Source organism: Streptomyces sp. JLBT605 (assembly GCF_058215555.1).
This window is the reverse complement of the sequence record NZ_CM177087.1, coordinates 574188-598883: the sequence shown is the minus strand read 5'-3', so window position 1 is coordinate 598883 and position 24696 is coordinate 574188. Positions and strand designations below refer to the sequence as shown.

The window sequence follows — 24696 nt, the reverse complement described above, 5'->3', positions numbered from 1 at the left end:
CGGTCCGGCTCGCTGGCTTCTGGCAAGCCATGTTACGGGCATGTTGTGACCGCAGGGTCGACGATTATCGGGACAGCCGTCAATGAAGAATGAGCGGAACGTCGCGGAAACGTCACCCGTCCTGTTCCAGCAGCTCATCAAGCCAGGTCCGGAGTGCCAGGAAGACGTCGACGGTCTCGCTCGCCGCCGCGGGGGGCTTCTGCTCCCCGTCGACGGTCTGGATGATGCGCGCGCGGAAGCCGTCCGACCTGCCGCCTTCCACCCACACCCGGAGTATGAGGACGCCGGACCGCGTTGAAGGGGTCTCCATGGGAGACCAAGTGTTCCGCACCGGTGTCACCCTGCCGTCGTCGATCCGTGTCCGGTGACGTCACGGCGCGCGGTGACGACGCGGCGGTGACGCCGGCGCGACAGGTGAGTCGCGGTGCGAACACAGCGAGTCTGCATCGTTTCGGCATACGTGGTGAGCACGGAGCCGGGTCGAGGGGGGGCTGCGCATGGGTGACTTCGGTGTGATCGCCGATGTCTCGTCGGTCATCGTGAACACGCTGACGCAGTCCCTGCGCGGGCTGAGCCAGGTGGAACCGCCGATCGCGGAACTCAACGACCTCTCCGAGACGGTGCAGACGCCGCCTCCCAAACTCACGGTGTTCCTCTACGAGATCGCCGAGGATCCCGCCTCGCGCAACCGGCCTCCGGTGCGCTCCCAGCCGCCCGAACCGCCGACCGTCCGCAAGCCGCCGATGGCCCTGCTGCTGCGGTATCTGATCACGCCCTGGGGCGGCGACCAGGCCACTCAGCACCGGATGCTCGGACGCGCTCTGCAGACCTGCTACGACGACGCGATCCTGGACGGCGCGCAGTTGTCCGGCTCCCTGGCGGGCAGTGTCGATTCGCTGCACCTCACCCTGACGCCGCTCACCCTCGACCAGAAGTCCTGGGTCTGGTACGCGATCCAGAAGCCGTACCGGCTCTCGCTGAACTACGAGGTCCGCGTCGTCAACCTGGACTCGGCGGTGGAGCGGGCCGTGCGGCCGGTGCGCAGCCGGACCATCGAGGGGACGGCGACACCATGAGCGCCTTCCTGCCGCTGGCCCGGTCCACGCTCTACAGCCCCGTCTGGCTGGTGCCGTTCGACGACTACGCACGGCGGGTGCGCGCCGCGGGCGTGGAGGTGCGTCTCGACCGGTTCGACGAGGCGAGCGGCGGCTGGCTGGCGCTGGACGACAAGGCGGTGCGCACACCCAGCGGATCCATCGCCTTCCCCTGGCTCGGCAGGCGGGCGGAGCCGTGGGCGGCCCGGCCGGAGCGCCACCGGGCCCGTTTCACGGCGGCCGGCTTCCAGCCGCTGTACCCGGCCGACGGTCAGCCGTTCTCGGCCGACCTCCTCGGCGTCGAGTTCCTGGTCCACCCCTACGACGACACCCACCCGCCCGCCGTCGAGGCCGCCCCGCGGCTGGTCCGGCTGCTGCCGGCGGCCGCCTTTCCCCACCCGCCGGGGGCGCGCACGGTCCGCGGTGTCGTGCTCGACGCAGTCCGAGGGGAGCCCGTCGCCAACGCGCTCGTCGAGGCCAGGGGGCACACCAGCCAGGACCTGACGCCGTGGCACGAACGCACTCTCTCCGACGCCCGGGGAGCCTTCCGGCTCGCCCTGCGGTGGGAGGGGGAGAAGGCCGCAGAGCACGCGGCCGAGGAGACATTCCACCTGGAGGCCACCGAGCGGCCGGGCCGGACCGGGTCGCTGCTCGTGCGCCTGCCCCAGGACGCGGAGCGCCGGCACGTCATCGAGATCCGTGAGAGTTGAGGAGCCCATTCATGGCCGAGTATCTGAGCCCCGGGGTCTATGTGGAGGAGATCGACGCGGGGCCGCGGCCGATCGCGGGGGTGAGCACCAGCACCGCCGGGATGGTCGGGGTCACCGCCCGCGGCCCGTACACCGGTAAGCCGAAACTGGTCACCAACTTCCTGGAGTTCCAGAACACCTTCGGCGGCTTCCTGCCCGAGCCGGAGGTCTCGGTGCGGGACGCGTGGGCCGACAACCCTGCCGAAGGCGGCCGTTGGTGGCTGTTCCCGCTGGCCGTCAAGGGCTTCTTCGACAACGGCGGTCAGCGGCTCTACGTCAAGCGGGTCGCCAGCGCGGCCGCGAAGCCCGCCTCGGGCACCCTCGCCCAGGGCCTGGTGAGCCGGATCGCCACCGACGCCGCACGCGGCGCGACCAGCCTGCAACTCGCCCACCTCGTCGGCTTCACCGGTGTCGGACAGCGGATCGAGATCTTCCGCGGGGACGACCAGCAGGCCATCCACACCGCCACGGTCTCCGCCTACGACATGGCCACCCGCCGCGTCACGCTGGACGCCGCCCTCACCGCCGAGGTCAGGACGGCCCGCGGGGACTTTGTCCAGGTCGGGGCGCGCTCCACCGAGCAGACGCTGCGGCTGTCCGCCGTCAGCCCCGGCGCGTGGGGCGCCGGCGTCCAGGTCCGCGTCCAGCCGATGGTCGGCGCCGCGCTGCCGGTGCTGCCCGACCCGCAGGAGGGGCCGCTGTTCATCACACGGCTCGTCGCGGACGCGGCCGCCGACAGTGAGACGGTCGAGGTGGCCGCGGCGCCCGGGCTCGCCGCGGACGAACTGCCCGATGACGTCTGGGCCCAGATCGGCTCCGCCCGGTTCAAGGTCCAGGCGAGCCCGCCCGCGGACGGCAAGGTCACCCTGACCTTCCCGGCGGGTACCACCCATCCGGAGTGGGAGACCGGACTCACGGTGCGCCGGGTGCGGCGGGCCAACCTCGCGGCGGGGCGGAACCTCAGGGTCGGCGGCGCGAGCCGGCTGTACGGGGGAGCGGTCGTCCAACTCGACGACGGCACCACCCTGACCGCCGTGAACGTCGAGACGGTCGCCGGCGACGCCGTCACCTTCGACCGCGACGTACCCGGAACGTTCTTCGAGACCGACCGGATCCACCTGATCGAGGCCGAGGTCAGCACCCGGTTCACCGACCCCGGAGGCACGACCGTCACCGAGACCTTCCCGGGCCTGCGGCTCACCGGCGAGGCCCCGTCGAACCTGGTGACCGCCCTGGCCGGCCGGTCGCAGCTGATCCGGGCCACCGCGCTGCCGGGACTGTCCACCGACCCCACGAAGTTCCCGGTGCCCGCGATCGGCTCCTGGCTGACGCTGGCGGACGGCGACGACGCCTACGAGTCCCTGAGCGTGGCCGACTTCGTCGGCACCGACGGAGGCAGCGGGCGGCGCACCGGAATCGTCGCGCTGGAGGACATCGACGAGGTCGCGGTCTGCGCGGTACCCGGCATGTGGTCCGGCACGGTCGAATCCAGCCTGGTCACCCACTGCGAACTGCTCAAGGACCGGTTCGCGATCCTCGACCCGCGCGACGGGCTGGACATCGAGGGGATCCAGGCGTTCCGCGAGCCCTTCGACACCAAGTACGCGGCGCTGTACTACCCGTGGCTGGTCACCCGGGACCCGTCCACCAACCGCGACGTCGAGGTGCCGCCGTCCGGCCACATGGCCGGGATCTACGCCCGGGTGGACGTGGAGCGGGGTGTGCACAAGGCACCCGCCAACGTGGTCGTCCGGGGCATCCGGCAGACCGACGGCTTCGCGCAGGACATCACCAAGCGCCACCAGGACCTGCTGAACCCCAAGGGGATCAACGCGCTGCGGTACTTCCCCGGCCTCGGCCACCGGGTATGGGGCGCGCGCACGCTCTCCTCGGACAGCTCCTGGAAGTACATCAACGTCCGGCGGCTCTTCCTCTTCCTGGAGGAGTCGATCGACGAGGGCACCCAGTGGGTGGTCTTCGAGCCCAACGACGAGTCGCTGTGGGCCCTGGTCCGCCAGACCGTCACCAACTTCCTGACCACGGTCTGGCGCAGCGGCGCGCTCGCCGGAACCACCGCCGACGAGGCGTTCTTCGTCGCCTGCGACCGCACCACGATGACCGAGGACGACCTCGGAGGCGGCCGGCTCATCTGCGTCATCGGCGTCGCGCCGGTCTTCCCCGCCGAGTTCGTGATCTTCCGGATCCAGCAGAAGACCCGCGAGACCCAGCTCGCCTGAGCATCCCACTCAAGGACTGAGGAGGGGCCATCATGCCGCCCGTGACCAGGGACGACCCATACGCGTCCTACAACTTCCAGATCATCGTGACCAACGTCAGCGACGACGGCGTCGCGGTGAGCGGGTCCTTCACCGAGGCCAGCGGCCTCGAGCTGGAGATCCCGCCGATCGAGTACCGCAACGGGAGCGAGGACATCACCGTCCGCAAGATCCCGGGGCTCAAGAAGTACACCAACCTCACCTTCAAGCGCGGCATCACCGGCCATGTCGGCTTCTGGAACTGGGTGGTCGAGGCGCTCAACGGCAAGGTGCGGCGCACCTCCGGTTCGATCGTGCTGCTGGACGAGAACCGCCAGGAGGCCATGCGCTGGAACTTCGACCGCGGCTGGCCGACCAAGTACACCGGCCCGACCCTGAGCGCCACCAAGAACGAGATCGCCATGGAGACGCTCGTCCTCGCGGTCGAGAAGCTGGAGATCGACGTCTGACATGACCACTGAAGCGCTTCCCGGGGTGTCCCTGACGCACCCACCGCGCGGGTCCGAGGCGGAGCCGCTGCGCACGGACGTGGCGGCGTTCCTCGGCCGGCTCGGCCGGGGCCCGGTCGGTGTCCCGGTGCGGGTGGAGAGCTGGAACGACGTCGTGGGCGTCTTCGGGCCTCCGCCGAGCTCCTCGGGCAGGGGCAACCCCCCGGCCGGCGCCTTCGCCACCCCCTACGCCCTGCGCGGCTTCTTCGAGAACGGCGGCCGCACGGCCTGGGTGCTCCGGGTGTCCGGGCCGGCCACCACCGCCCGCACCCGGTGGACGGTCGGTCCGATCAGCGGATTCCCCGCCACGCGCTACCGGGTGGTCGCCACCAGCCCGGGCGTCTGGGCCAACGGCGGGCGGGTCGCCATCCGCTACCAGGCCAGCACGGTCGCCGGACCGCCGACGGTGCGCGTACGGGTCACCGTGCCCGGCGAACCGCCGGAGACCTTCCCCGGCCTGCCGCCCGCCGAAGCGGCGGACCGGCTGGCCGCGTCCCGTCTCATCCGGCTGGTCCCCGACGGGCCCCCGCCGCCGCCCGGGCACCCCGGCCCGATCTCGCTGTCCTGGGACCTCACGCTCGCGGGCGGCACCGACTCCGCGCCCACCCGCGGCCGGTACGAGGACGCCGTGGCCGTGACCGCCGAACTCCCGGAACCGGCGCTGGTGGCGCTGCCGGACCTCGGCACGGACCTGCCGGAAGGCGCGCACACCGAGGTGGTGCTCACCCTGCTGCGCAGTGTCGCCCCGTTGCACGACCGGCTGGCCGTCCTGGACGTACCGCCCCGGCTCTCCTCGGTCGACGAGGTGGTCGACTGGGCGGGGTCGCTCACGGCGACCGGCGACAGCCGGCTTCTGGACTGCGCGGCCGTCTACCACCCGGCGCTGCGCACCCCCGACCGGCACGGGCTGCGCACCGTCCCCGCCTCCGGGCACGTCCTGGGCGTCATCGCCCGCCTCGACGGCGAGCGCGGAGCGCACCACACGCCCGCCAATGCCGTGATCCTTGAGGCGGTCGACCTGGCGGAGGAGCTCCCCGAGCCGCAGCAGCTGCGGCTGTTCGACGCGGGGCTGAACCTGGTGCGGTGCACCCGCGGGCGGGGCCTGATGGTGTGGGGCGGGCGCACCCTCTCCGCCGACCCCCGCACCCGCTACATCGCGCACCGCCGCCTCGTGCACCTCCTGGTCCGCGCCATCCGGAGGGTGGCGGGCCCGCTGGTGTTCGACGTCAACTCAGCGGAGCTGCGGCTGACCCTGGTGCGAGCCATCACCTCGGTACTGCTCTCCGCCTTCCGGGCCGGGGCGCTCGCCGGGGCGCGGCCCGAAGAGGCGTTCCTGGTGGTGTGCGACGACACCAACAACCCGCCCGAGCAGGACCCGGGGCAACTGGTCTGCGAGATCGACGTCGCCCCGGCCGTCCCCATGGAGTTCATCCGGCTGCGCCTGGTACTCGGCCAGGACAGGGGTCTGGAGGTGGTCGAGGCATGAAGACCGACCCGCTGCCGAAGTACCGCTTCCTGGTCACCCTCGACCCCGGCGACGCCTACCTGCCGCCCGCGCAGGCGCTGCTGCTGCCCCTGGCCGCCTCCGGCGCCTTCCAGGAAGTCACCGGCCTGGGCGCGCAGTTGGAGGTGGTGAGCTATCCGGAGGGCGGACGCAACGACTCGGTGCACCAGCTGCCGCTGCGCCACTCCTGGAGCCGGATCACCCTCAAGCGCGGCGTGGTGCGCGACCCGGGCCTGTGGGCCTGGTACCAGGCCGGGCTCGCCGACTCGCTGGGCGCCCGCCGCGACGGCGCGGTGATCGTCCTCGGCACGGACGGGCTGCCGGCCGCCGCCTGGGCGTTCCACGGCGGCCTCGCCGCCAAGTGGACCGGCCCGGACCTGCACGGCGAACAGAACGCGATCGCCATCGAGTCGCTGGAGATCGCCCACGAGGGACTGACCAAGGTCCTGGGGGACATCCCGGCGAGCGCCCTGCCGCGACGGAACCAAGGGAGGTGACCGCCGTGGCGAAGGTGACCATTCACCATCTCGAAGTGCGGTTCCAGGTGGACGGCGACGACGGCGCCGTCTTCACCCGCCTGTTCAACAAGCACATCCAGGCCTGGTCGAAGCTGTACGAGGACGCCTGCGCCCGCGCCGCGCACACCGAGGCCGAACGCCGCTTCGGGGACGGGGAGGACTTGCCGTGAGCGTGACGCCCGTGTCCTTCGCCCGCCAGGGCGCGGCCCAGGCCCGCCTGGAGATCGTCCGGCCGGTGATCGCCGACGAGCGGCGGCGGCGGATCCCGCTGCGGTTCAACCCCACCGACTACAAGCTGAGCAAGTCCAACACCTTCGCCGAGATCACCATCCCGGGCCTGGAGACCCCGCCCCTGCAGTACGTGCGCGGCGGCTCCGAGACCCTCACCGTCCAGGCGCTCGTCGACACCTCCGACACCCTGGAGAACGTACGGAAGACCTACGTCGACGCACTGCGCAACCTGCTGCGGCCCGACAGCCGCGAACACGCGCCGCCGGTCGTGCGGTTCGTGTGGGACGAGGAGGTCTTCACCGGCGTCGTGGAGAAACTGGACGTCAACTACCAGCTGTTCCGGCCCGACGGCGTACCGCTGCGGGCCATGCTGGACCTCAGCCTCAAGGAATTCCGCCCGGCCGCCCTCCAGGTCGCCGAGACGCCACGCTCCTCGCCCACGGTGGAGAAGAGCTATGTGGTGCGCCGCGGCGACACGCTCAGCTCCATCTCCAGCGCCCTGTACCGGCGGCCCGACGCCTGGCGGGAACTGGCGCGCGCCAACGGCATCACCGATCCACGGGACCTGCGGCCGGGCCGGGTGCTGACCGTGCCCCGGCTGCCGTGAGGAGCGCGTGATGAGCACCCCCACCCCCGAGGTCGCCTCTCCCGACCGGTACGCGCCCGAGTTCGAGGTCCGCATCGAGGGCCTGGAGATGGACCCGTCCACCAAGAACGACATCATCGACATCAAGGTGAACCGCGACATCGACGAGATGTCCGGCTTCGACCTGACGCTCAACAACTGGGACGACGCCGACCTGCGTTTCAAGCACAGCGACTCGCCGAGCTTCCGGCTCGGCGGCCGGGTCTCGGTACGGCTCGGCTACGCCGACAAGCTGCTCACCGTCGCCACCGGGACCATCTCCACGCTCAGCCCCAAGTTCACCGAGAGCGCTTCCCCCACCGTCCAGGTCAGCGGGGTGGACGGGCTGCTGCGGCTGAAGGACCGCAAGCCCACCGAGAACGAGACCAAGATCTACCGAAACCAGCCCGACTGGCGGATCGCCGAGCAGATCGCCCAGCGCAACCATCTCCGCGTGGAGGTCACCCGGGAGGGGCCCACCCACGACCGGGTGGTGCAGAAGAACCAGGACGACGCGACGTTCCTGCTGGAGCGGGCGAAGCGGCTGGACTTCGACTGCTACATCCTGCCGGACCCCAAGTCCGGCGAGGACACGCTCTACTTCATCAAACCGACCGACGGCCGCGACAGCCGCCCCATCCGGGTGTACCGGCTGGCCTACGCGCCGGGGCTGTCCACCGGACCCACCGCCCAGCCCGCCGGGCTGATCCCCAACCTGCTGGAGTTCACCCCGACCCTGACCGTCTCCCAGCAGGTCAGCAAGGTCACCGTGCGCGGCTGGGACCCGCGCACCAAGCAGCCCATCGCGTTCACCGCGACCGCGGAGAACCTGCCGGCCGGGCAGAACACCGCCGACGGGCAGAGCGGGCCGCAGGTCGCCGAGTCCACGCTGCAGGGCCGCCAGGAGGTGCTCGTGGACGCACCGGTCGGCAGCGACCAGGAGGCCCGCGAACTGGCGATCAGCCTGCTGCGGGAGCGGGCCTATGAGTTCATCACCGCCACCGGCAAGGTCGCCGGCCTGCCCGAGCTGCGGCCCGGCGACAACCTGGAGATCTTCGGCCTCGGGCGCCGCTTCTCCGGCATGTACTTCGTCAAACGGGTCGAGCACACGCTCAACACCAGCGGGTTCTTCACCCAGTTCACCGGACGGCGGATCCACCAGGGGGACCAGTGACCTCAAGGACCACACCGCGAGCCCGCAGCACCGACAAGCGCTACTACGGCGTCGTCGAAGCGCTGGTCGTGGAGAACGAGGGCGACGACGAGGGCCGGGTGAAGCTGAAGTTCCCCTGGTTCGACGACGTCACGGTCACCGACTGGATCCGCGTCAGCCAGCCGTACGCCGGGCACGGCTACGGCACCGTGTTCGTGCCCGAGAAGGGCGACGAGGTCCTCGTCGCCTTCGTCCACGGGGACATGCGGTTCCCGATCGTGCTCGGCGGCCTCTACAACGGCAAGGACAAGCCGCCGACCGCCCGCACCCAAGGCCGCGACCAGAAGGTGATCCGGACCAGGCACGGCCACCAGGTGCTCCTGGACGACACGCCGTCCAAGGCCGCCGTGCGGATCACCACGGCCGCCGGGCACACGGTGGAACTGGACGACCAGGGCAAGGCGATCCGGATCACCGCCGCCGAGGGCGGCAGCGTGACCGTGACCGCGCAGGGGGAGATCACGCTCAAGGCGCCGAAGGTGACGGTCGACTCCCCCTCCATCGACCTCGGCGGCGGCGCCACCGAGCCCCTGGTGCTCGGCAACGCGCTGCTCCAGGCGTTCAACACCCACACCCACCCGTCCGCCGCCGGGCCCACCGGCCCGCCGACCCCGCCGCTCACCCCCGCCGTACTGGCCAAGAAGGCGAGGACGGCATGAGCGAGGAGTTCCTGGGGACCGGCTGGCGGTTCCCGATCCTGCCCGACGCGTCCGGGCGGCTGGGGTACGCCGTCGGCGAGGAGAGCATCGAACACTGCCTGCGGGCGCTGCTGCTCACCGGCACCGGCGAGCGGGTCATGCGGCCCGAACTCGGCACGCGCGCCCATGAGCTGGTCTTCGCGCCCGGCAGCGTGCAGAACCTGCGCGACCTGGAGAACTCCATCGCCGCCGCCGTCCGCACCCACGAGCCCCGGGTGGAGCTCGAGGAGGTCCGCGCCGAGGCCGACCCGGCCGACCCGTCGAGGATCACCGTCTCGGTCGTCTACCGCATCCGGCGCAGCAACACCAAGGCCAACCTGGTGTTCCCGTTCTACGCGGGGCTCACCGGCCCCACCGGCCCCACGGGGAGGACGCCATGACCCTGCCCGCGCCCAAGCTGGACGACCTCACCTGGGCCGACATGCTGGCGGCCATCCGCCGCCGGATCCCCGCCGAGTCGGACGGCACCTGGACGCTGCACGCGCCCGTCGACCCCGGCGTCACCCTCCTGGAACTCTTCGCCTACCTCCTCGAACAGCGGCTGTACTGGCTCGACCAGGTGCCGGACGCGCTCGTGGTCGCCGTGCTGCGGCTGCTCGGCCTTCAGCCCCCGCGCCCCGCCCGGCCCGCCGCCACCGTGCTGTGCGTCGCGGCCCGGCGGGCGGGCACCGCCGTCCCGGTCGTCCCCGCCGGTACCGAGCTCACCCGCGACCCGGCCGGGCAGCTCGTCTTCACCCTCGACGACGAGGTGGCCGTCTTCCCGCTCGCCGAGGGCGCGCAGGCCACCGTCCGGACCGACCGCGACCGTACGGCGGATCTGGCCGCCCGCCGGGGCGTCCCGCTCCTGGCGAGTGACGGGGCCCCCGCGCGGGTCCGGTTCACCCTGCCGCTCACCGGCGCGCATCCGGCGCCCGGTCCGCTCAGCCTGCTCTTCGAGCTGGACGCGCCGGCCGCCTCCGCGCCGGCATGGCTGCCCGGCGCGGCCGCCGACGTGCCGCCCCCCGCCGAGCTGACCTGGTCCTGGTTCCGGCCCGGGACCGATGTCCGCGGCGAGTTCGAGAAGGTCGAGGACGGCACGGCCGGACTCAGGCGGTCCGGAGTCGTACGGCTCCACCCGCCCGCCGGCTGGACCACCCAGGACAGCGGAATCCGGGTGTCCACCCCGGCCGCCACCCACGCCGCCCCGCCGCGCCTGCTCCAGCTCGCCGTCAACGTCTCCGCCGCGCACCACCGCCGGTGGCGCACCGCGAGCGGCGCCGAACTCCAGGAGCAGATCGACGCCTGGCTCAAGCTGCCCGGCTCGCACCTGGTGCTGCCCGAAGCCGCCGAGCGGCTCCTTCAGGCGAGCCTGCGGCTCGCGGGGGAGGAGTGGCGGCCGGTGCCGGACTTCACCTTCGGCGGGCCGGCCGACCGGATCTTCCTGCTCGACCGGACCGAGGGCGCGCTGGTCTTCGGCGACGGACTCACCGGCCGCATCCCCCGCCCCGGCCACGACACGCACGACACGAGCGTCACCTACGCCGTCGGCGGCGGCCGGGACGGCAACGGCGGCATGACCGCGAACTGGGCACCGGCCGGGGACTCCACATCGGCGATCACCGCCGTCAACCTGGTACGCGCCGAGGGCGGCGCCGACCCGGAGACCGTCACCGAGGCGCGGCAGCGCGCCGCCGCCTCGCTCGGCGAGGTGACCCGTGCGGTCACCGCGGAGGACTACGTCACCCTCGCCCGTACGACACCGGGTGTCGCCGTCGCCCGCGCCTACGCCTGTCTGGGCGAGCACCCCGGCTTCCCCTGCTCCGCGGTGCCCGCCGCGGTGACCGTGCACCTCGTCCCGGCGGTGCCCCGGGACGACCTGGCCGGTGAGGACTTCGTCGCCGCGCCGCACCCCGACCCGGGCATGCTCTGCGCGGTCGCCACCCGGCTGGAGCAGGCCCGGCTGCTCACCTGCGAGGTCTTCGTCCGCGCGCCCCGCTACCGCGATGTGGCGCTGCGCGTCGACCTGTCGGGCGACCCCGCCGACCGGGCCCGGGTGACCGACCGGCTCACCGGGGCGCTGCGCCGCTTCCTCGACCCGCTGGTGGGAGGCGAGAACCAGGACGGCTGGCCGTTCGGCCGGCCGCTGCGTCCTTCGGCGCTGCTGCGGGCCGCGGCCCGCGCGCTGGGCGACCTCGCGGACGTCTCCGCCGTGGCGATCGCCCTGGACGGGGCCGACCCGGAGGAAGCCTGCCGGGACGTGCCGCTCGGGCCGGGTGAACTACCCGTCCTGCGGGCGGTCCGCACCCGGCTCGTGCCCGCCGTCGAACCGGGGGAGGGGCTGGCATGACCGGCGAGGTGTGGTGGGAGAAGGCCGCCCGCGAGCCGGAGGGGCGGGTGGTACCGGGCCCCGGACCGACCGGTCTCCAGCCCGAGCTGACCGACGCCACCCGTGAGGCGGTCCGGGCCGGCGTGCGCGGCCGGATCGCGGGATACACCCCGGACTGGACCGATCCCGACCGCCAGGACGCCGGCGTCGCGCTCGTCCGGCTCTTCGGCACCCAGGCCGAACCCGCGCTCACGCGCGTCAACCGGCTGCCGGAGAAGGTGCTGGCCGAACACCTGGCGACGGCAGGCGTGCGACGGCGCCCGGCCGGAGCGGCGGCCGCCCTGCTGGAGTTCACCGTGAACCCGCCGGACGGCGCCTCCGTGCTGATACCCGCCGGGTTCCAGAGCGCGGCCTCCGGCCCGGCGGGGCAGGTGGTGTACGAGACGGACCAGGACCTGTACGCCACCCCGGCCACCCTCGCCGCCCTCGCGGTACAGGAGGGCGGGACGCTGGAGACCCTGCCGCTGGGACCGGCGGGGCCCAGCCGTCCGTTCGCGCCCTTCGGCCGCGATCCGGAGCCCGGCAACGGCCTGTGGATCGGGCTCGCCGGGACGGCCGCCCCCTACCCGCGCCTGTCGCTGGGCTTCGTGGTGGTCGCGGCCCCGCCCGCGCCCGCGGACTCCGGCGGCCTGGTGCCCCTGCCGCTGCCGCCCGCGCCGCTGCTGCTGTGGGACGTGCTGGACGGCACCCGGCTCGTCCCCGCCGAGCCGGCGCGCGACTCCACGGCCGCGTTCCGGGCGAGCGGCACCGTGGAGCTGCGGGTCCCCCGCTCATGGGCGCCGGGCAGCCCGCCCGGCGCCCGGCCCGGCCCCCCGCTGCGCTGGCTGCGGCTGCGGATCGCGCACGGCGCCTTCGACGGACCCGCGCCGGTGCTCTCGGGACTGCGGCTGAACATGGTCTCCGCCACGGCCGCCCGCACCATCAGGGACGAGCCGCTGCAGCCAACCCAGGACAGTGGGGACAGCGGGGCGGGAGGCCGCCGCCGGATGACGCTCAGCCAGACGCCCATCCTCACCGGGTCCGTGGTCATCGAGGTCGACGACGATCCCGGCGCCGATGTGTTCGGCACCACCGCCGGTACCGCCTCCCGCTGGCGGGAGGCGGAGAGCCTGGCCGGCTACGGCGCCGACGACCGGGTCTTCACCGTCGACCACGGCAGCGGCGAAGTGACCTTCGGCGACGGCGTCCACGGCGCGGCCGTACCGCCCGGATTCCGCAACGTCCGCGCCGTCCGCTACCGCGTGGGCGGCGGCAGCGCCGGCGCCGTGCGCGCCGGCGCCGTCAACGCCGTGGTGACCGCCCTGCCGCACGTCATCGGCGTCAACAACCCCTTCCCGGCCTCGGGAGGCACCGATGCTGAACCCGACGCCGACGCGATGCGCCGCGGCGTCGGCGAACTGCGCGCCCGGGGCCGGGCCGTGGCCCCGGCCGACTACGGGCTGCTGGCCCTCCGCGCGCCCGGCGCGTCGGTGGCCCGCGCCCGTGGCGTGCCCGGGCTGCACCCGGACTTCGCCGGAGCGCCGATCCCCGGCGTCGTGGGGGTCCTGGTGGTGCCGCCGGGCGACGACAGCGGTCAGCCGCCGGTCCCCACCGCCGCGACGCTGCGGGCCGTCGCCGACTTCCTGACCCGCGAGGCCGCCCCGGCCGGGGTCACCGTGGTCGCGGCCCCCGCGCCGTACCGCCGGGTCGCCGTCGAGTCGTGGGTCGCCCTCGACCCGGACCTCGACCGGGCGGTGGTCCTGGCGAGGGCTGGCGACGCCGTGCGCACCTATCTGGACCCGCTGCGCGGCGGGGAGGAGGGCGCGGGCTGGCCGTTCGGCGGCGCGCTGCGGCACACCGCACTGGTCCGGCGCCTCCTCGCGGTCGACGGGGTGCTGGGCGTCGCCCGGCTCTCGCTCACCGTCGACGGGATGCGGCTGCCGCCCTGCACCGACCACGCGATCGGACCCCACGACCTGGTCTGGCCGGAGCGCCCGCTGCTGATCCCGGTAGGAGACCGGCCATGACGTGCACACCGCACCCCGCGACCTTCCGTCTCCTGGACGGCTACGTCGGCTGGGACGAGAGCTCCGACGGGAGCGAGCCGGGCACGGGGGGCATCGTCGGATTCGACGACCCGGCCGGCGTCCGGCTCGCCTACCGGGGGCCGGCCCCCGAAGGCCCCACCAGGGCCCAGCTGCTGCCGTGGTTCCCCGACCCGCGCCTGGCGCCCGGCTGCGGACCGTGCGGCTGGTACCTGCTCGTTCCCCAGGAGCGGCGGCTGCTCCGGCGTGAGGTGTGCACCGGCGCCTTCACACCCGTATGGCCGCCCGACTGCGACCCCGGCCCGCTGCGCGAGCCCGTCTCGGTCGCCGCGCGCGGACACCGGCTGGCCGTGGTGGAGTCCGACCGGGTGCTCGTCTGGCGCCGCGAGGGCGCCCAGCTCGCCGGGGTGATCCGGGTACGGCGGCCGAGGTGGGCCGCGCTGGGGCCCGGCGACGAGGTCCTGGTCGCCTGTCAGGGCAGCACGGACCTGCGCCGGTTCGACTCGACGGGCGGCCCGCGCGGAGCGCTGCGCACCGGGGCGCGGGGCGAGGTCATGGGGTTGCGCACCGGACCGGAGCGGAGCATCTGGCTGCTCACCGACGACGGCGGCCGGCTGCGGATCCACCGGGGCGGTCAGGACCGTCCCTTCCGCCCCGCCACCGCGGAGGAACTGGCCGCGGCCCTGGCGCCGTCCGCGCTCGCCTCGGTGGACGAGGACGGGTTCTGCCTCGCCGAAAAGGGCCCCGACGGGCCCGTGGCCCACTGCTACACCTGGCGGGGCGTACCCAGGGACCCCATGCCGCCGCGCACCGACACGTACCTGACCAGTGGCTCCTACCTCACGACCCTGATCGACAGCGGCCTCTCGCGCTGCCGCTGGCACCGCGTACGCGTTGACGCCGACGTGCCCGCCGGCACCGCGGTCGCCGTGGAGATCGTGGTGACCGAGGACGGCCGGTACCAGGAGAGCGACTGGCAGGCATCGGCCCCGGGAGTCACCGACTTCCTCATCGACCAGCCGCCCGGCCGCTTCCTGCGGCTGCGCCTGCGCCTGACGGGCGACGGCGGCGCGACCCCGGTCGTGCACCGGATACGGCTGGACTTCCCCCGGGCCACCAGCGCCGAGCTGCTGCCACCCGCCTTCCGTCAGGACCCCGCGGCCGATGACTTCACCGAGCGCTTCCTGTCGCTGTTCGACGCCACCTTCGCCGAGCTGGACCGGGTCATCGAGAGGTACCCGGCCCTGCTCGACCCGGCCGGTGTCCCGGACCGCGTGCTGCCGTGGCTCGCCGGGCTGCTGGGCCTGTCGTTCGAGGCGGGCTGGGACGCGCGGACCCGGCGCGCGCTGCTGGCCGCGGCCCCGGAGCTGTACCGGCGCCGCGGGACGCCCTGGGCGCTCAAGGAGGCGGTGCGCATCGTCTTCGGGGTGGCCCCGGTCATCGACGAGCTGGCCACGGACCGCCGCTGGGCACAGTTGCGCGCCGCCGCCGTCGGCCGCGCCGGGCCGGCCCCGGCGCCGGGACCGGGACCGGACCAAGCGCTGGGCGCGGTCCGGCTGTTCGGCCGCTCGGCGGGCCGCTTCCGGGTCGGCGGCTCGGCCTTGGGCGCGGCGCCGCTGCGCGCGTTCGGCGACCCGGACAGCGATCCGCTCACGCAGCACGCGCACCGGTTCCGGGTGCTCCTGCCCGCCGGATCGGCGGACCCGCAGGCGCTGCGCCGGCTGGTGGAGCGGCAGGCGCCCGCACACACGGTGGGGTCGGTCCGGACCGGCGGTGCCGGCTTCGTGGTCGGCTCCCGGTCCACGGTCGGCGTGGACACCGCGTTCGTCCCGCTTCCGCCGCCCGTGCTCGGCGGCGCGAACCCGCTGCGGCTGGACCGCGACGGGGTGCTCAGGCCGGGACCCAGAGGATTGCGCCGAGGGGTGGGTGTGGGAGTCGTCTCCGCCGTCGGTGTGCATACGCAAGTGTGATGGAGAGGACGAGGCGATGCCGGAGACAGGGACACAGGCGACAGCGGGGTTCGACGCGCCGCCGCTGCGCAGGCTGCGGTACTTCCACGGCCAGATGCTGGGCGCCAGGGATTTCCAGCGTGAACAGGAGTACCACCGCGAGAAGCTGAAGCTGCGCATGCGCTGCCTGCTCGGCTACGGCGTGGTGTGCGGTCTGTTCGTGGAGCCGGTGCCGTGGGACGGCGACTGCACCGAGGACGGCGACGCGGAGCAGCGGCACACCCGGCGCAGGGCCAAGGTGCGGATCACCCCCGGCCTCGCCGTGGACTGCGAGGGCAACGAGGTCGTGGTGCGCGGCGGCTGCGCGATCGATCTGTGGAAGGCGCTGAGCCCCGAGGAGCGGGACACCGACACGGTATGGGTCGGCATCCGGTACGCCGAGCGGCCCGTCGAGCCCACCCGCGCCGTCTACAACGACGCCTGCGCGGACACGTCCGACTGCGAGTTCGGCTGGACGGAGGAGTGTTACCAGGTCGTCGTCACCGGCTGCGAGCCGCCGGTGGACGAGCGCTGCGACACCTGCTGCTCGGCCTGCGGGCACACGGTGCTGTGGCTGGCCCGCATCAGTTACGTGGACTGGCACGAGCCGGTGCGCCAGGACCGGATCCACCTGAACGTGCGCCGCCCCTTCGGCCGCCATCTGCCCACCGTCATCACCGGTGTCAACTGGATCCACGGGCATACGTACACCATCGACGAGGCCAAGGCCCTCCTCGGCACCCAGGACCAGGACGGCGGGCTGGTGGTGCGGTTCTCCGCCGGCGTACGCACCGACTCGCTGCAACCGGGCGTGGTGGAGCTCCAGGTGATCGAGGGCGGCAGCGGCCGCAACGCCTCCAGCTGGTACATGGGCGGAGCCTTCGCCGAACCGCAGGACGAATGCGGCGAGTTCACCCAGGAGTTCCGCTACCGCCAGACCACGCGCGAGACGCTGCAGGACGGCGACCGCGTGATGATCACCGTCCGCGCCGCGTTCCTCCTCGACCGCTGCTGCCGCCCGGTCGACGGCACCCATGTCGGCGGACGGGTACCGACCATCGATGCCTGCACGGACGAGCCGGCGGCCCGCGAGGGCTGCGACACACCGCCGTCCGGCATCGGTCCCTGGACGTCCGGAACCGGGGCGGGCGGGGACGTCTTCGAGAGCTGGTTCTTCGTTAAGGAGCGCTGATCATGCGAACAGATTGCGGATGCGGCTGCGGTGGTGACGCCACCCGGACTTCCGCCTTCGTGCGCCCTCGCTTCTTCGCGGGCCAGCTGCTGACCGAGGACGACCTCGGTCTGCTGGTCGACTACATGACCGCGAAGAGCCGGCTGCACAACCGCTCGCTGTACGGACCCGGTGTCATCTGCGGCCTCGGCGTCACCTGCGCCCCCTGTGGCGGCGGCACCGTGGCGGTCCATCCCGGGCACGCGCTCGACTGCGCGGGCAACGACATCGTGGTGCCCTGCACCGAACAGGTCGACGTGCGGGCCCTGGTACAGGAGCAGCGCATCAACGCCCTCGGCGTGGACTGCGGGGAGGACTGCGACGACGAGGGCGGCCGCCGCTACGGCCTCTACGTGCGCTACCAGGAGCTCCCCATCGAGCCCGTGGCGCCGTACGCCACGGAGGAGCCCTGCCCCTCGCCGGGCTGCGTGCCCTCCCGTATCCAGGAGGGATTCCGCTTCGTCGTCCGATGCGACGACTTCGAGGACCACCGCCACAACCCCGGCACCCGGCTGCTCGCGACCATCGGCGACCTGGCACGGGCCGACCGCGCCCGCACCCGGGACCGGCGGCTCGGCCACTACATCGACGCCCTGACCAGCGCCTCGGCCTCCACCGGCCGCACCTTCCGCTTCGACGCCGCCGACGCCCAGCGGTACGCCGCCTCGCTGGCCTGGCTGCGCGAGAACGCGGGCGGCGAGGGCCCGCCGCCACCGCCGGCGGCCCGCCAGATGACCGAGCACGTCCGCGCCCTCGCCAGTTGCGTGGCCCGGTACGACACCCACGACCCCGCCGGGCAGGAACGGCTCACCCGGGAGTACCCGGACCTCGCCACCGTCCGGGAGGCCCGCGGCGTCCTGGGCACCGCCTGCGACCGGCTCGGCGGCACCGACACCGAAGCGGCCTGGCCCGATCCGCTGCGCCGTACCCTCGCCCGCGCGGTCCGCACCGAGACGGCGGCCCGGGTGGTGCCCGAACGGGGTGATCCGGACGCGCCCCTGGAAGTGCGCATGCTGGCCCAGGGCACCCCGCTGAGCCACGCCCTGCGGGTGGAGTTCCGGGCGGACCTCGGCCTGATCCGGGAGTGGCTGCTGTGCCGCCTGGACCAGATCGGCGAGATCGGCGACTGCCGGCTGCGCGCGGAGATCGCCGCCGCCGACGCACCGCCGCCGCTGCCGGCCCCGCCCCCGGAGAGCGCGGAGAAGGCGGCCATCGCCGAGGTACAGGCAATCGCCGAAGCGGCGGCGGTACTGACCGTCGCGCTGCGGCGCTTCCTGACCGACGCGGCGTGCGCCACGCTCAACCCGCCGTGCGGGGACTGCGCGGACACCGACGTGCTGCTCGCACACCTGGAGCTGGACGGCTGCGATGTCGTGCGGGTGTGCTCGGCGACCCGGGAACAGGTGCTGCCGGGCGGATCGGCGTACGGCGAGTGGCTGCCCAAGCTCTACCGGCTGCGCGAACTCTCCGAGCGGGTGTGCTGCCAACCCCTGCCGCTCCACCGGAAGCCGACGCTCCCGCCCGAGGGGGACGTGGTGCGGCCGTACGTCGAGGGGCTGCTCGGCGACTGGCCGCGCACCGGGGACCTGGAGGAGATGCTGTCCCTGCTGCTCACCCCCGCGCCCGGGGAGACGCCGCCGAAGGCGCTGCACGAGCAGGTCTACACCACGCCCAGCGAAGTGACCGACAGCATCCACGAGATGGCGATGCTGCGCACCCAAGTGGCGGAGCTGACCGACACCCTGGAGGGACTGCGCGCGCAACTGGGCAGCGCGCAGAGCCAGGTCGGCAGGTTGAGCGCGCAGGTTCCGGAAGGTCTCGCCGCGCGCCTCGCCCAGCTCGAAGACGGGGCGGACGACACCTCTGGCGAACCGCCCGGTCAGGGCGCGCCGGCCAAGCCGCCCGCCAAGCGCGCCCGTCCCTCCCGTAGCCCGAAGTCCGGGGAGACGCCATGACGGGCCCGCTGCGCCCCACCTTCCACGAGGGCCAGGTGCTGGCCGCCGCGGACCTGTCGGCCACGGTGGAGTACGCGCGCGGCCTGGCCGTCCGGCACGCACGCCATCTGCACGACTGGGGCATCGCCGAGGGGCTCGGCTTGCTCACCGCGCCCCGTACCGACCCGCTGACGGGCGCCCGCTATGTCGAAGTGAGCGTGGCGCCGGGGATCGCCCTGGACGGTACCGGCCGCGAGGTGGTCGTCACCGAGCCGGTCGTGCTGCGCGAGAGCGACTTCGAGGAGGTCAACGGCGCGGACCAGCCGACGGACGAGCCCTACCCGGTCTTCCTCACCGCGGCCGACCGGAAGCCCGCCCAGACCGCCGGGCCCGTCCCCTGCGCCGGCAGCGCCACGGGCACGCGCGTGGAGGAGTCCTCCCAGATCCTCTTCGGGCGCCTGGGCGACGAGCGGCTGGTGCAGGAGCAGCGGCCGCCCGCCGTCGGTGCCCCGCCGGCCGATCCCCCCTCCCGCTGGCTCGTCCTGCTCGGCTACGTCCGCTGGACGGAAGGCCACTTCAGCGGGGTGGAGACCAAGGCGCGCGGGATCGGGGTGCGCTTCGCCGGCGTGCGCGCGGACACCCTCTCGGCCCGCTCCGGCTCGCTGACCCTGCGCACCGGTCCGGCAGCCCAGGAAGGCAAGCCCGCGCTCGTACTCTCCGGAGGCGACAAGCCGAGCCTGGTCTTCGGCCTCTACCAGGGCAGCGGCACGGTCGCCCCGCTGATGACCCTCGCGGCCAACGGCAACCTCACCATCGAGGGCAGCTTCAGCGGCCGGATGCCGGCCGGCAGCACCCTGGTGACGTCCGGGGCGGCCACCGACGGAATGCTGCTCCCGCTGCCCTCCGGCGTCACCCCGGAGCAGATCGCCGACGGCCGGGTCGTGATCCATGTCCAGCTGACCCCGCGTATCCCGCCGACCACGACGCGCTCCACGCTGGTCAGCACGGTGGAGGCAGCCGTGGACGGCGACCGCAGGGTCAGGTGCCGGGCCCGTCTGTACGATCCCCTCAACGCGACGGCCCCGATCACCGAACGGCCCGGGGCCGTCGACTTCCTCGTCCTGGCGACGGTCGCGGCGACGAACGGCGGTGGCTGACTATGGCTCTCACCGTGGTGTACGCGGCCGACACCGGCCATGTGCTGGGCGCGCTGGCGCTGACCGGCGCGAGCGCGAGCGCCCGGCCCGACGTGGCCGCGCTCGTCGGACGCGCCCTGCCGCTGCGCGTCTCGCTCGACGACGGCCGCGTCGCGACCCTCCCGCTGAACGCCAGGGAGCTCGCCGTGGCGGTCGTGGACGACGAACCGGCCGCGCTCGCCGACCCATTGGCCTTCGGGGTGGAGGTCACAGCCGAGGGCAAGCCCAAACCCACGCTGCAACACCTCGCGTCGTGGACCGATGGCGGCACCATCGGACTGGGGACGGACGGGCTCACGATCAAGGTGCCCGTCGAGTCCACCGGCACCGCCAAGGTGATCGCCCTGATCTCCGACGAGCAGGACACGCATGTGCTCGCCGGGGAACTCCCCGCCCGGCAGACCCAGGTGAAGCTGCCGGTGAGCCTCGCGGCGAAGAGCGTGCACGGCGTGCTGGTGCTGGTGGCCGGCTGGGCGGGCCGCCTGGAGGAGGGGAGGGTGCCGTGACCGCGCCCACCGCACCGGCCGCCGGGGAGACCGGTGAGATCACCGTTCACCGGTGCACGGTGACCGTGGTCCGGCGCGGTGGGTGGAGCTGGGGGCCCGACCCGCGCGGCCTGGTGCGGCAGGTGATCGACACCCTCCCGGAGCTGCTCGCGGACCACTTCGCAGCGCACCTGGACGGCGACGGCCCGGACCTGGAGATCACCGAGCCGGTGACCGTCACCGTCCGGCCGGGCGGGCCCGGGTGGCCCGGCGCCGATCGGGCGCCTGCCGAGGCGTACTTCGCGCCGGTCGCGACGGTCGAGCTCCCCGGCGAGGAGCAGGCACAGGCGTGGTCGTTTCCGGACTCCTTTGCGGACTCCTTCGCGGCCGAGGCGGCGCCATGGGAGGCGCCTTCGGCCGCCGCGCTCTTCGGCGAACTCGCCGAACGGGGCGAACTCGACGCGCTGCTCACGCTCTTGCCCCCCGGGTCGCTCCGGCTGTGCGCGCTCGCCCTGCTGGACGCCGACGAGATGACGGCCGCCCGGCTGCTGGTGGAGCTCTGCCGGCACGCCGGCCCCGACAGGCTCGCCGAGGTGCTGCCCGAGCGCCTGCTCGCCGAGGCCGAGGCCGAGGCAGGGGCCAGGGCCGGCGCCGGGGGCGCGGGCGCCCAGGCCCTGCCCGAGCCGGTCGCCGAGTACCTGAGGTCGGCCGGACGCGAGGAGACGGCACGGCTGGTGCGGGCCCTGGCCGACCCGGATGAGCCTGCGGCGGGGGAGCCGGCGTCGCCGGCGCACGGCGCCGCCCTGGTCCGCACCACCGGAGAAGTACACGTGACGTCCGCGCTGCCGTTCCTGCTCGCCGGCCCCTTGGCGCGCATCGGCTACCTCGACGCCATCGGCCCCGCCCTGGCCGCTGCCGAACTGGCCGAGGACGCACCGCTGTTCGCCGCCGCCCTGGCGTACAAGGTGCTCGGCGTGACCGCGCGCGGCTGGCGCCGCGGCGAACAGGACAGCGAGGCCGCGGCCGCCTTCGCCGGACTCGAACCCCCCGTCGCCGAGGAGCGGCTTGCCGCCTTCGCCCGCGTCGTGCGCCCCGCGCTCCCGGTGCTCGACGGCGTCCTGGCGCTCTCGGTGTGCCGCGGCCACGACCCCGCCGACCCGCTCCTGCTCACCGGCGCCGACGACGGGCTGCTCCTCGTCGACGGACAGGGCATGTTCCCGATCGCCTGGGCGGCGGACGTCGCCGCGCTGCTGCCGCACTGGCCAAGCTGCGGGCGGCCCCCCGTGCTGGTCTGCGGCGGCCCCCTTCCCCCCGGCTCGCTCCGCGAACTGGACGCGGCGGGCGTGCCGTTCCTGACCGGCGTACGGCCGCTGCGCGGCGATCCGGTCGAGCGGCTTCCCTGGCGTACGCCCCTGTGGACAGGCACCGCCAAGCGATTGCCGGATCCGCGCATCGCCGCCGAACTGCCCGGCCACGCCGACCGGCTCGCGGGGCTGGTCACCGCCCTGGTCACCGAGCGCAGGGCGGTACCACTCGCACCGGACGGTGGACCAGGGGATGTCCGATGGGTCGGCGTCGCGACGCCGCGCAGACCCGTCGGACACCCCCTAGAGCGCACCGTCACCCTCGCCGCGGCCCTGGGCCTGTCCACGATCGCCTGGACGCTCTGGCGCGACCACGAGACCCCCGATCCACTACTGGCCCTGCGCCGCTTCGCCGACCTGGAGGCCACCGTCCGGTTCGAGCCCGCCGCCGTCCGGGTGCGCGTCCCGATGGGGCGGCGCCACGCGGATCTGCTGCGCGGCGGACTGCTCGCCGACGTGCCCGACGTGGTCTGGCTGGGTGGGCGGACCCTCACGTTCTCGGGAGGGTGAGTCACATGGCCGAACCGGCGCTGGAACACCTGCGGATCCGCCTCGCGGAGCTCCACCGGGCGCTGCGCGCCGCCGTCGAGCGGCAGGCGCGGATCGCGGCCCGGCTCACCCGGCCGGACCTCACGCCGTACTGCGTGACCGATGAACAGGTCGACGTGCTGCTCGGCCAGGTCGGCGCCTTCACCGACGCGATGGCCGAGCGCCGCGCACCCCAGCGCCCGGAGCCGGAGGCCGAACGGGAGCTGAGGCGGCGCGCGTCGGCCGAGGGCCGGACCCTTCCGCTGGACGCGCTCGCCACCCGGTTCGGCCTCACCCGCGCCGAGCAGGACGCGCTGCTGCTGGTTGCCGCGCCCGAACTCGACCGCGGCTATGAGCGGATCTACGCCTACATCGTGGACAACCTCAACCGCCGGCTGCCGAGCGTGGAACTGCTGGTCACCGTGGGGGCGTCCAGCGCGGCGGCAGCGCCGGGGAAGCCCGCTGCGGCGGAGGCGCCGCAGGAGCCCAGCGCGGCCGCCCGGCTCGCCCTGCGCCGCGCGCTCGGACCGGCCGGGCCACTGCGCCGGTACGGCCTGCTGCGCACCTACCAGGAGGCCGCGGTCGGACTCGCCCAGGAGCTCGTCCTGGGCCCCGGGGTCCTGGACTTCCTGCTGGGCTGGGGCTCGGACGCCGGTCTGCTCGGCCACGACCCCGGCGAGGTCGCGCGACCGGATCCACAGGCCCTCACCCCGCATCTGTCCTCGGAGCGGCTGGGCCGGCTGGGCCGCGCGCTGGGATCGGGCGCCATCGACCTGGCCGGGCTGTGGGGCACTCCACCCGACGGCCAGCTCGACGCCGTACAGGCCCTGGCCCAAGCGGCCGGAGCACCGCTGCGGACCCTGACCGGCGACCCCGAGGCCGACCTGCGCACGGCCGCCGCGCTGGGCGCGGTGCTGTGGATCCCCACCGACGACCTGCGCGCCGAGCCGCAGCGGCAGCACCTCGACACCGTGTCCGCCGCGCTGCTCCGCTCGCGCGTGCCGGTCTGCCTGACCGGCCTCAAACCCTGGCGCCCGGCCGCCCTGCTCGCCGCGCGCGCGTACGCCGAACTCACCGTCCCCGTCCCCGGCTTCTCCGACCGGCGCGCGATGTGGTCGGCAGCCCTCCCCGACCTGAACGGAACGCTCCTGGAAGACCTGGCCGTGCGGTACCGGATGAGCGGCGGCGAACTGCGTGCCGTGGCGTCGGTGGCGGACGCCGCGGCGCGGCTGGCGGGCAACGGCCGCCCCGAACCGGTCGCCGACCATGTCGAACCCGCCATCGCCACCGTCACCCGAGGGCGCGGCGGAAGCGCCGTGCAGGCGATCGCGCCCCGGCGCACCGCGGACGACCTGGTCCTGCCCGAGGTCCAGTTCCGCCAGATCCTGGAGATCGCCTCGGCCTTCCGCGCCTGGCCCCGGATCGCCGAGACCTGGGGCTTCGCCCGCCGCTCGGCGCACGGCGGGGTCAAGGCGCTGTTCACCGGGGAGCCAGGCACCGGCAAGACCCTGTCCGCCGAGATCGTCACCGGCATGCTCGGCCTGGAACTGCTCAAGGTGGACCTCGCCCAGGTCGTCTCCAAGTGGGTGGGGGAGACGGAGAAGAACATGGAGACCGCCTTCCGGCAGGCCGAGGAGAGCCACGCGGTGCTGCTCTTCGACGAGGCGGACGCGCTGTTCGGCAAGCGCGGCGAGGTGAAGCACGGCACCGACCGCTACGCCAACCTGGAAGTCGGCTACCTGCTGCAGCGCCTGGAGGCCAGCGACGGCCTGGTGATCCTCACCAGCAACCTCAAGGACAACATCGACCCGGCGTTCACCCGGCGCTTCCACTTCGTGGTCCACTTCCCCCGCCCGGGCGTGGCCGAGCGACGCAGGCTGTGGCGGCTGGCCTTTCCCGAACAGGCCCCGCTCTGTGCCGATGTGGACCTGGCCGCGCTGGCCCGCCTGGACATGACGGGCGCCGGCATCACGGCGGCTGCCCGCACCGCCGCCCTGGCCGCGGCGGACGGCGGCGGCGACGCTATCGCCATGCGGCATGTCGTACGCGGGGTGGCGCGCCAGTTCCAGCGCGAGGCCCGCCTGCTGCGTCCGTCCGAACTCGGTCCCCACGCCCATCTGCTCGACGACGCATCCCAGGGGTGACGCCGATGCTGCCCACCGAACCCCCGCTCTCCCTGCACCGG

21 protein-coding genes are annotated in these 24696 nt (G+C 73.9%); 20 read left to right on the top strand and 1 reads right to left on the bottom strand.

The annotated features are described in order from the left end of the window. Window positions 1-112: 112 nt before the first annotated feature. Window positions 113-310 (bottom strand): hypothetical protein, encoded by a 198-nt coding sequence (locus AC4BDD_RS02850; RefSeq protein ID WP_490689374.1) that lies wholly within the window; start codon window positions 308-310, stop codon window positions 113-115. 187 nt (window positions 311-497) lie between these two features. Here AC4BDD_RS02850 and AC4BDD_RS02845 point away from each other — a divergent pair, with 187 nt between their 5' ends. Genes AC4BDD_RS02845 through AC4BDD_RS02750 form a run of 20 tightly spaced genes read left to right on the top strand, consistent with a single transcriptional unit; the run spans window position 498 to window position 24655 of the window. Next, entirely contained in the window at window positions 498-1076 is a 579-nt protein-coding gene (locus AC4BDD_RS02845; RefSeq protein ID WP_490689373.1) for a Pvc16 family protein, read from the top strand. Beyond that, window positions 1073-1804 carry a carboxypeptidase-like regulatory domain-containing protein gene (locus AC4BDD_RS02840; protein ID WP_490689372.1) on the top strand — a complete coding sequence of 244 codons (732 nt, stop codon included), beginning with the start codon at window positions 1073-1075 and terminating at the stop codon, window positions 1802-1804. The genes AC4BDD_RS02845 and AC4BDD_RS02840 overlap by 4 nt, the downstream gene beginning before the upstream one ends. A gap of 11 nt (window positions 1805-1815) precedes the next feature. Next, entirely contained in the window at window positions 1816-4080 is a 2265-nt protein-coding gene (locus AC4BDD_RS02835; protein ID WP_490689371.1) for a phage tail sheath C-terminal domain-containing protein, read from the top strand. A 32-nt stretch (window positions 4081-4112) separates the two neighbouring features. Further along, the gene (locus tag AC4BDD_RS02830; protein ID WP_225830072.1) at window positions 4113-4568 is read left to right on the top strand and encodes a phage tail protein; all 456 of its coding nucleotides are present in this window, start codon (window positions 4113-4115) and stop codon (window positions 4566-4568) included. A gap of 1 nt (window position 4569) precedes the next feature. Further along, window positions 4570-6093 carry a phage tail sheath family protein gene (locus tag AC4BDD_RS02825; protein WP_490689370.1) on the top strand — a complete coding sequence of 508 codons (1524 nt, stop codon included), beginning with the start codon at window positions 4570-4572 and terminating at the stop codon, window positions 6091-6093. Continuing rightward, window positions 6090-6608: a phage tail protein gene (locus tag AC4BDD_RS02820; protein WP_490689369.1), complete on the top strand. Its 519-nt coding sequence runs from the start codon at window positions 6090-6092 to the stop codon at window positions 6606-6608. Before AC4BDD_RS02825 ends, AC4BDD_RS02820 begins: the two co-directional genes overlap by 4 nt. A gap of 5 nt (window positions 6609-6613) precedes the next feature. Then, a complete protein-coding gene (locus AC4BDD_RS02815) occupies window positions 6614-6799 on the top strand; it encodes a putative phage tail protein (RefSeq protein WP_490689368.1) in 186 nt (61 codons plus the stop codon). Further along, complete coding sequence (locus AC4BDD_RS02810; protein WP_490689367.1) at window positions 6796-7467, top strand: CIS tube protein; 672 nt, start codon at window positions 6796-6798, stop codon at window positions 7465-7467. Before AC4BDD_RS02815 ends, AC4BDD_RS02810 begins: the two co-directional genes overlap by 4 nt. A gap of 10 nt (window positions 7468-7477) precedes the next feature. Then, window positions 7478-8659 carry a phage late control D family protein gene (locus AC4BDD_RS02805; protein WP_490689366.1) on the top strand — a complete coding sequence of 394 codons (1182 nt, stop codon included), beginning with the start codon at window positions 7478-7480 and terminating at the stop codon, window positions 8657-8659. Beyond that, window positions 8656-9357, top strand: a complete 702-nt coding sequence (locus AC4BDD_RS02800) for a phage baseplate assembly protein V (RefSeq protein WP_490689365.1) — start codon at window positions 8656-8658, stop codon at window positions 9355-9357. Before AC4BDD_RS02805 ends, AC4BDD_RS02800 begins: the two co-directional genes overlap by 4 nt. Further along, a complete protein-coding gene (locus tag AC4BDD_RS02795; RefSeq protein WP_490689364.1) occupies window positions 9354-9776 on the top strand; it encodes a GPW/gp25 family protein in 423 nt (140 codons plus the stop codon). The genes AC4BDD_RS02800 and AC4BDD_RS02795 overlap by 4 nt, the downstream gene beginning before the upstream one ends. After that, the gene (locus tag AC4BDD_RS02790) at window positions 9773-11722 is read left to right on the top strand and encodes a putative baseplate assembly protein (protein WP_490689363.1); all 1950 of its coding nucleotides are present in this window, start codon (window positions 9773-9775) and stop codon (window positions 11720-11722) included. Before AC4BDD_RS02795 ends, AC4BDD_RS02790 begins: the two co-directional genes overlap by 4 nt. After that, window positions 11719-13767, top strand: coding sequence for a putative baseplate assembly protein (locus AC4BDD_RS02785; protein ID WP_490689362.1), 2049 nt, complete (start codon window positions 11719-11721; stop codon window positions 13765-13767). Before AC4BDD_RS02790 ends, AC4BDD_RS02785 begins: the two co-directional genes overlap by 4 nt. Then, entirely contained in the window at window positions 13764-15755 is a 1992-nt protein-coding gene (locus AC4BDD_RS02780; RefSeq protein WP_490689361.1) for a phage tail protein, read from the top strand. Before AC4BDD_RS02785 ends, AC4BDD_RS02780 begins: the two co-directional genes overlap by 4 nt. 16 nt (window positions 15756-15771) lie before the next feature. Continuing rightward, window positions 15772-16965, top strand: coding sequence for a hypothetical protein (locus AC4BDD_RS02775; RefSeq protein WP_490689360.1), 1194 nt, complete (start codon window positions 15772-15774; stop codon window positions 16963-16965). A gap of 2 nt (window positions 16966-16967) precedes the next feature. Further along, window positions 16968-18959: a hypothetical protein gene (locus AC4BDD_RS02770; protein WP_490689359.1), complete on the top strand. Its 1992-nt coding sequence runs from the start codon at window positions 16968-16970 to the stop codon at window positions 18957-18959. Beyond that, entirely contained in the window at window positions 18956-20095 is a 1140-nt protein-coding gene (locus tag AC4BDD_RS02765; RefSeq protein WP_490689358.1) for a hypothetical protein, read from the top strand. The genes AC4BDD_RS02770 and AC4BDD_RS02765 overlap by 4 nt, the downstream gene beginning before the upstream one ends. A gap of 2 nt (window positions 20096-20097) precedes the next feature. Beyond that, on the top strand, window positions 20098-20640 hold the full coding sequence (locus tag AC4BDD_RS02760; protein ID WP_490689357.1) for a hypothetical protein: 543 nt from the start codon (window positions 20098-20100) through the stop codon (window positions 20638-20640). Beyond that, window positions 20637-22493 carry a hypothetical protein gene (locus AC4BDD_RS02755; protein ID WP_490689356.1) on the top strand — a complete coding sequence of 619 codons (1857 nt, stop codon included), beginning with the start codon at window positions 20637-20639 and terminating at the stop codon, window positions 22491-22493. The genes AC4BDD_RS02760 and AC4BDD_RS02755 overlap by 4 nt, the downstream gene beginning before the upstream one ends. Window positions 22494-22498: 5 nt before the next feature. Then, complete coding sequence (locus AC4BDD_RS02750) at window positions 22499-24655, top strand: ATP-binding protein (protein ID WP_490689355.1); 2157 nt, start codon at window positions 22499-22501, stop codon at window positions 24653-24655. The last annotated feature ends 41 nt before the right edge of the window (window positions 24656-24696 follow it).

Bases quoted from the DNA above. Each gene is read 5' to 3' on its own strand.
- AC4BDD_RS02785 (WP_490689362.1), top strand. From the start codon at position 11,719: ATGACCGGCGAGGTGTGGTGGGAGAAGGCCGCCCGCGAGCCGGAGGGG.
- AC4BDD_RS02780 (WP_490689361.1), top strand. From the start codon at position 13,764: ATGACGTGCACACCGCACCCCGCGACCTTCCGTCTCCTGGACGGCTAC.
- AC4BDD_RS02775 (WP_490689360.1), top strand. From the start codon at position 15,772: ATGCCGGAGACAGGGACACAGGCGACAGCGGGGTTCGACGCGCCGCCG.
- AC4BDD_RS02840 (WP_490689372.1), top strand. From the start codon at position 1,073: ATGAGCGCCTTCCTGCCGCTGGCCCGGTCCACGCTCTACAGCCCCGTC.
- AC4BDD_RS02760 (WP_490689357.1), top strand. From the start codon at position 20,098: ATGGCTCTCACCGTGGTGTACGCGGCCGACACCGGCCATGTGCTGGGC.
- AC4BDD_RS02790 (WP_490689363.1), top strand. From the start codon at position 9,773: ATGACCCTGCCCGCGCCCAAGCTGGACGACCTCACCTGGGCCGACATG.
- AC4BDD_RS02770 (WP_490689359.1), top strand. From the start codon at position 16,968: ATGCGAACAGATTGCGGATGCGGCTGCGGTGGTGACGCCACCCGGACT.
- AC4BDD_RS02805 (WP_490689366.1), top strand. From the start codon at position 7,478: ATGAGCACCCCCACCCCCGAGGTCGCCTCTCCCGACCGGTACGCGCCC.
- AC4BDD_RS02765 (WP_490689358.1), top strand. From the start codon at position 18,956: ATGACGGGCCCGCTGCGCCCCACCTTCCACGAGGGCCAGGTGCTGGCC.
- AC4BDD_RS02830 (WP_225830072.1), top strand. From the start codon at position 4,113: ATGCCGCCCGTGACCAGGGACGACCCATACGCGTCCTACAACTTCCAG.
- AC4BDD_RS02820 (WP_490689369.1), top strand. From the start codon at position 6,090: ATGAAGACCGACCCGCTGCCGAAGTACCGCTTCCTGGTCACCCTCGAC.
- AC4BDD_RS02750 (WP_490689355.1), top strand. From the start codon at position 22,499: ATGGCCGAACCGGCGCTGGAACACCTGCGGATCCGCCTCGCGGAGCTC.
- AC4BDD_RS02835 (WP_490689371.1), top strand. From the start codon at position 1,816: ATGGCCGAGTATCTGAGCCCCGGGGTCTATGTGGAGGAGATCGACGCG.
- AC4BDD_RS02845 (WP_490689373.1), top strand. From the start codon at position 498: ATGGGTGACTTCGGTGTGATCGCCGATGTCTCGTCGGTCATCGTGAAC.
- AC4BDD_RS02850 (WP_490689374.1), bottom strand. From the start codon at position 310: ATGGAGACCCCTTCAACGCGGTCCGGCGTCCTCATACTCCGGGTGTGG.
- AC4BDD_RS02795 (WP_490689364.1), top strand. From the start codon at position 9,354: ATGAGCGAGGAGTTCCTGGGGACCGGCTGGCGGTTCCCGATCCTGCCC.
- AC4BDD_RS02825 (WP_490689370.1), top strand. From the start codon at position 4,570: ATGACCACTGAAGCGCTTCCCGGGGTGTCCCTGACGCACCCACCGCGC.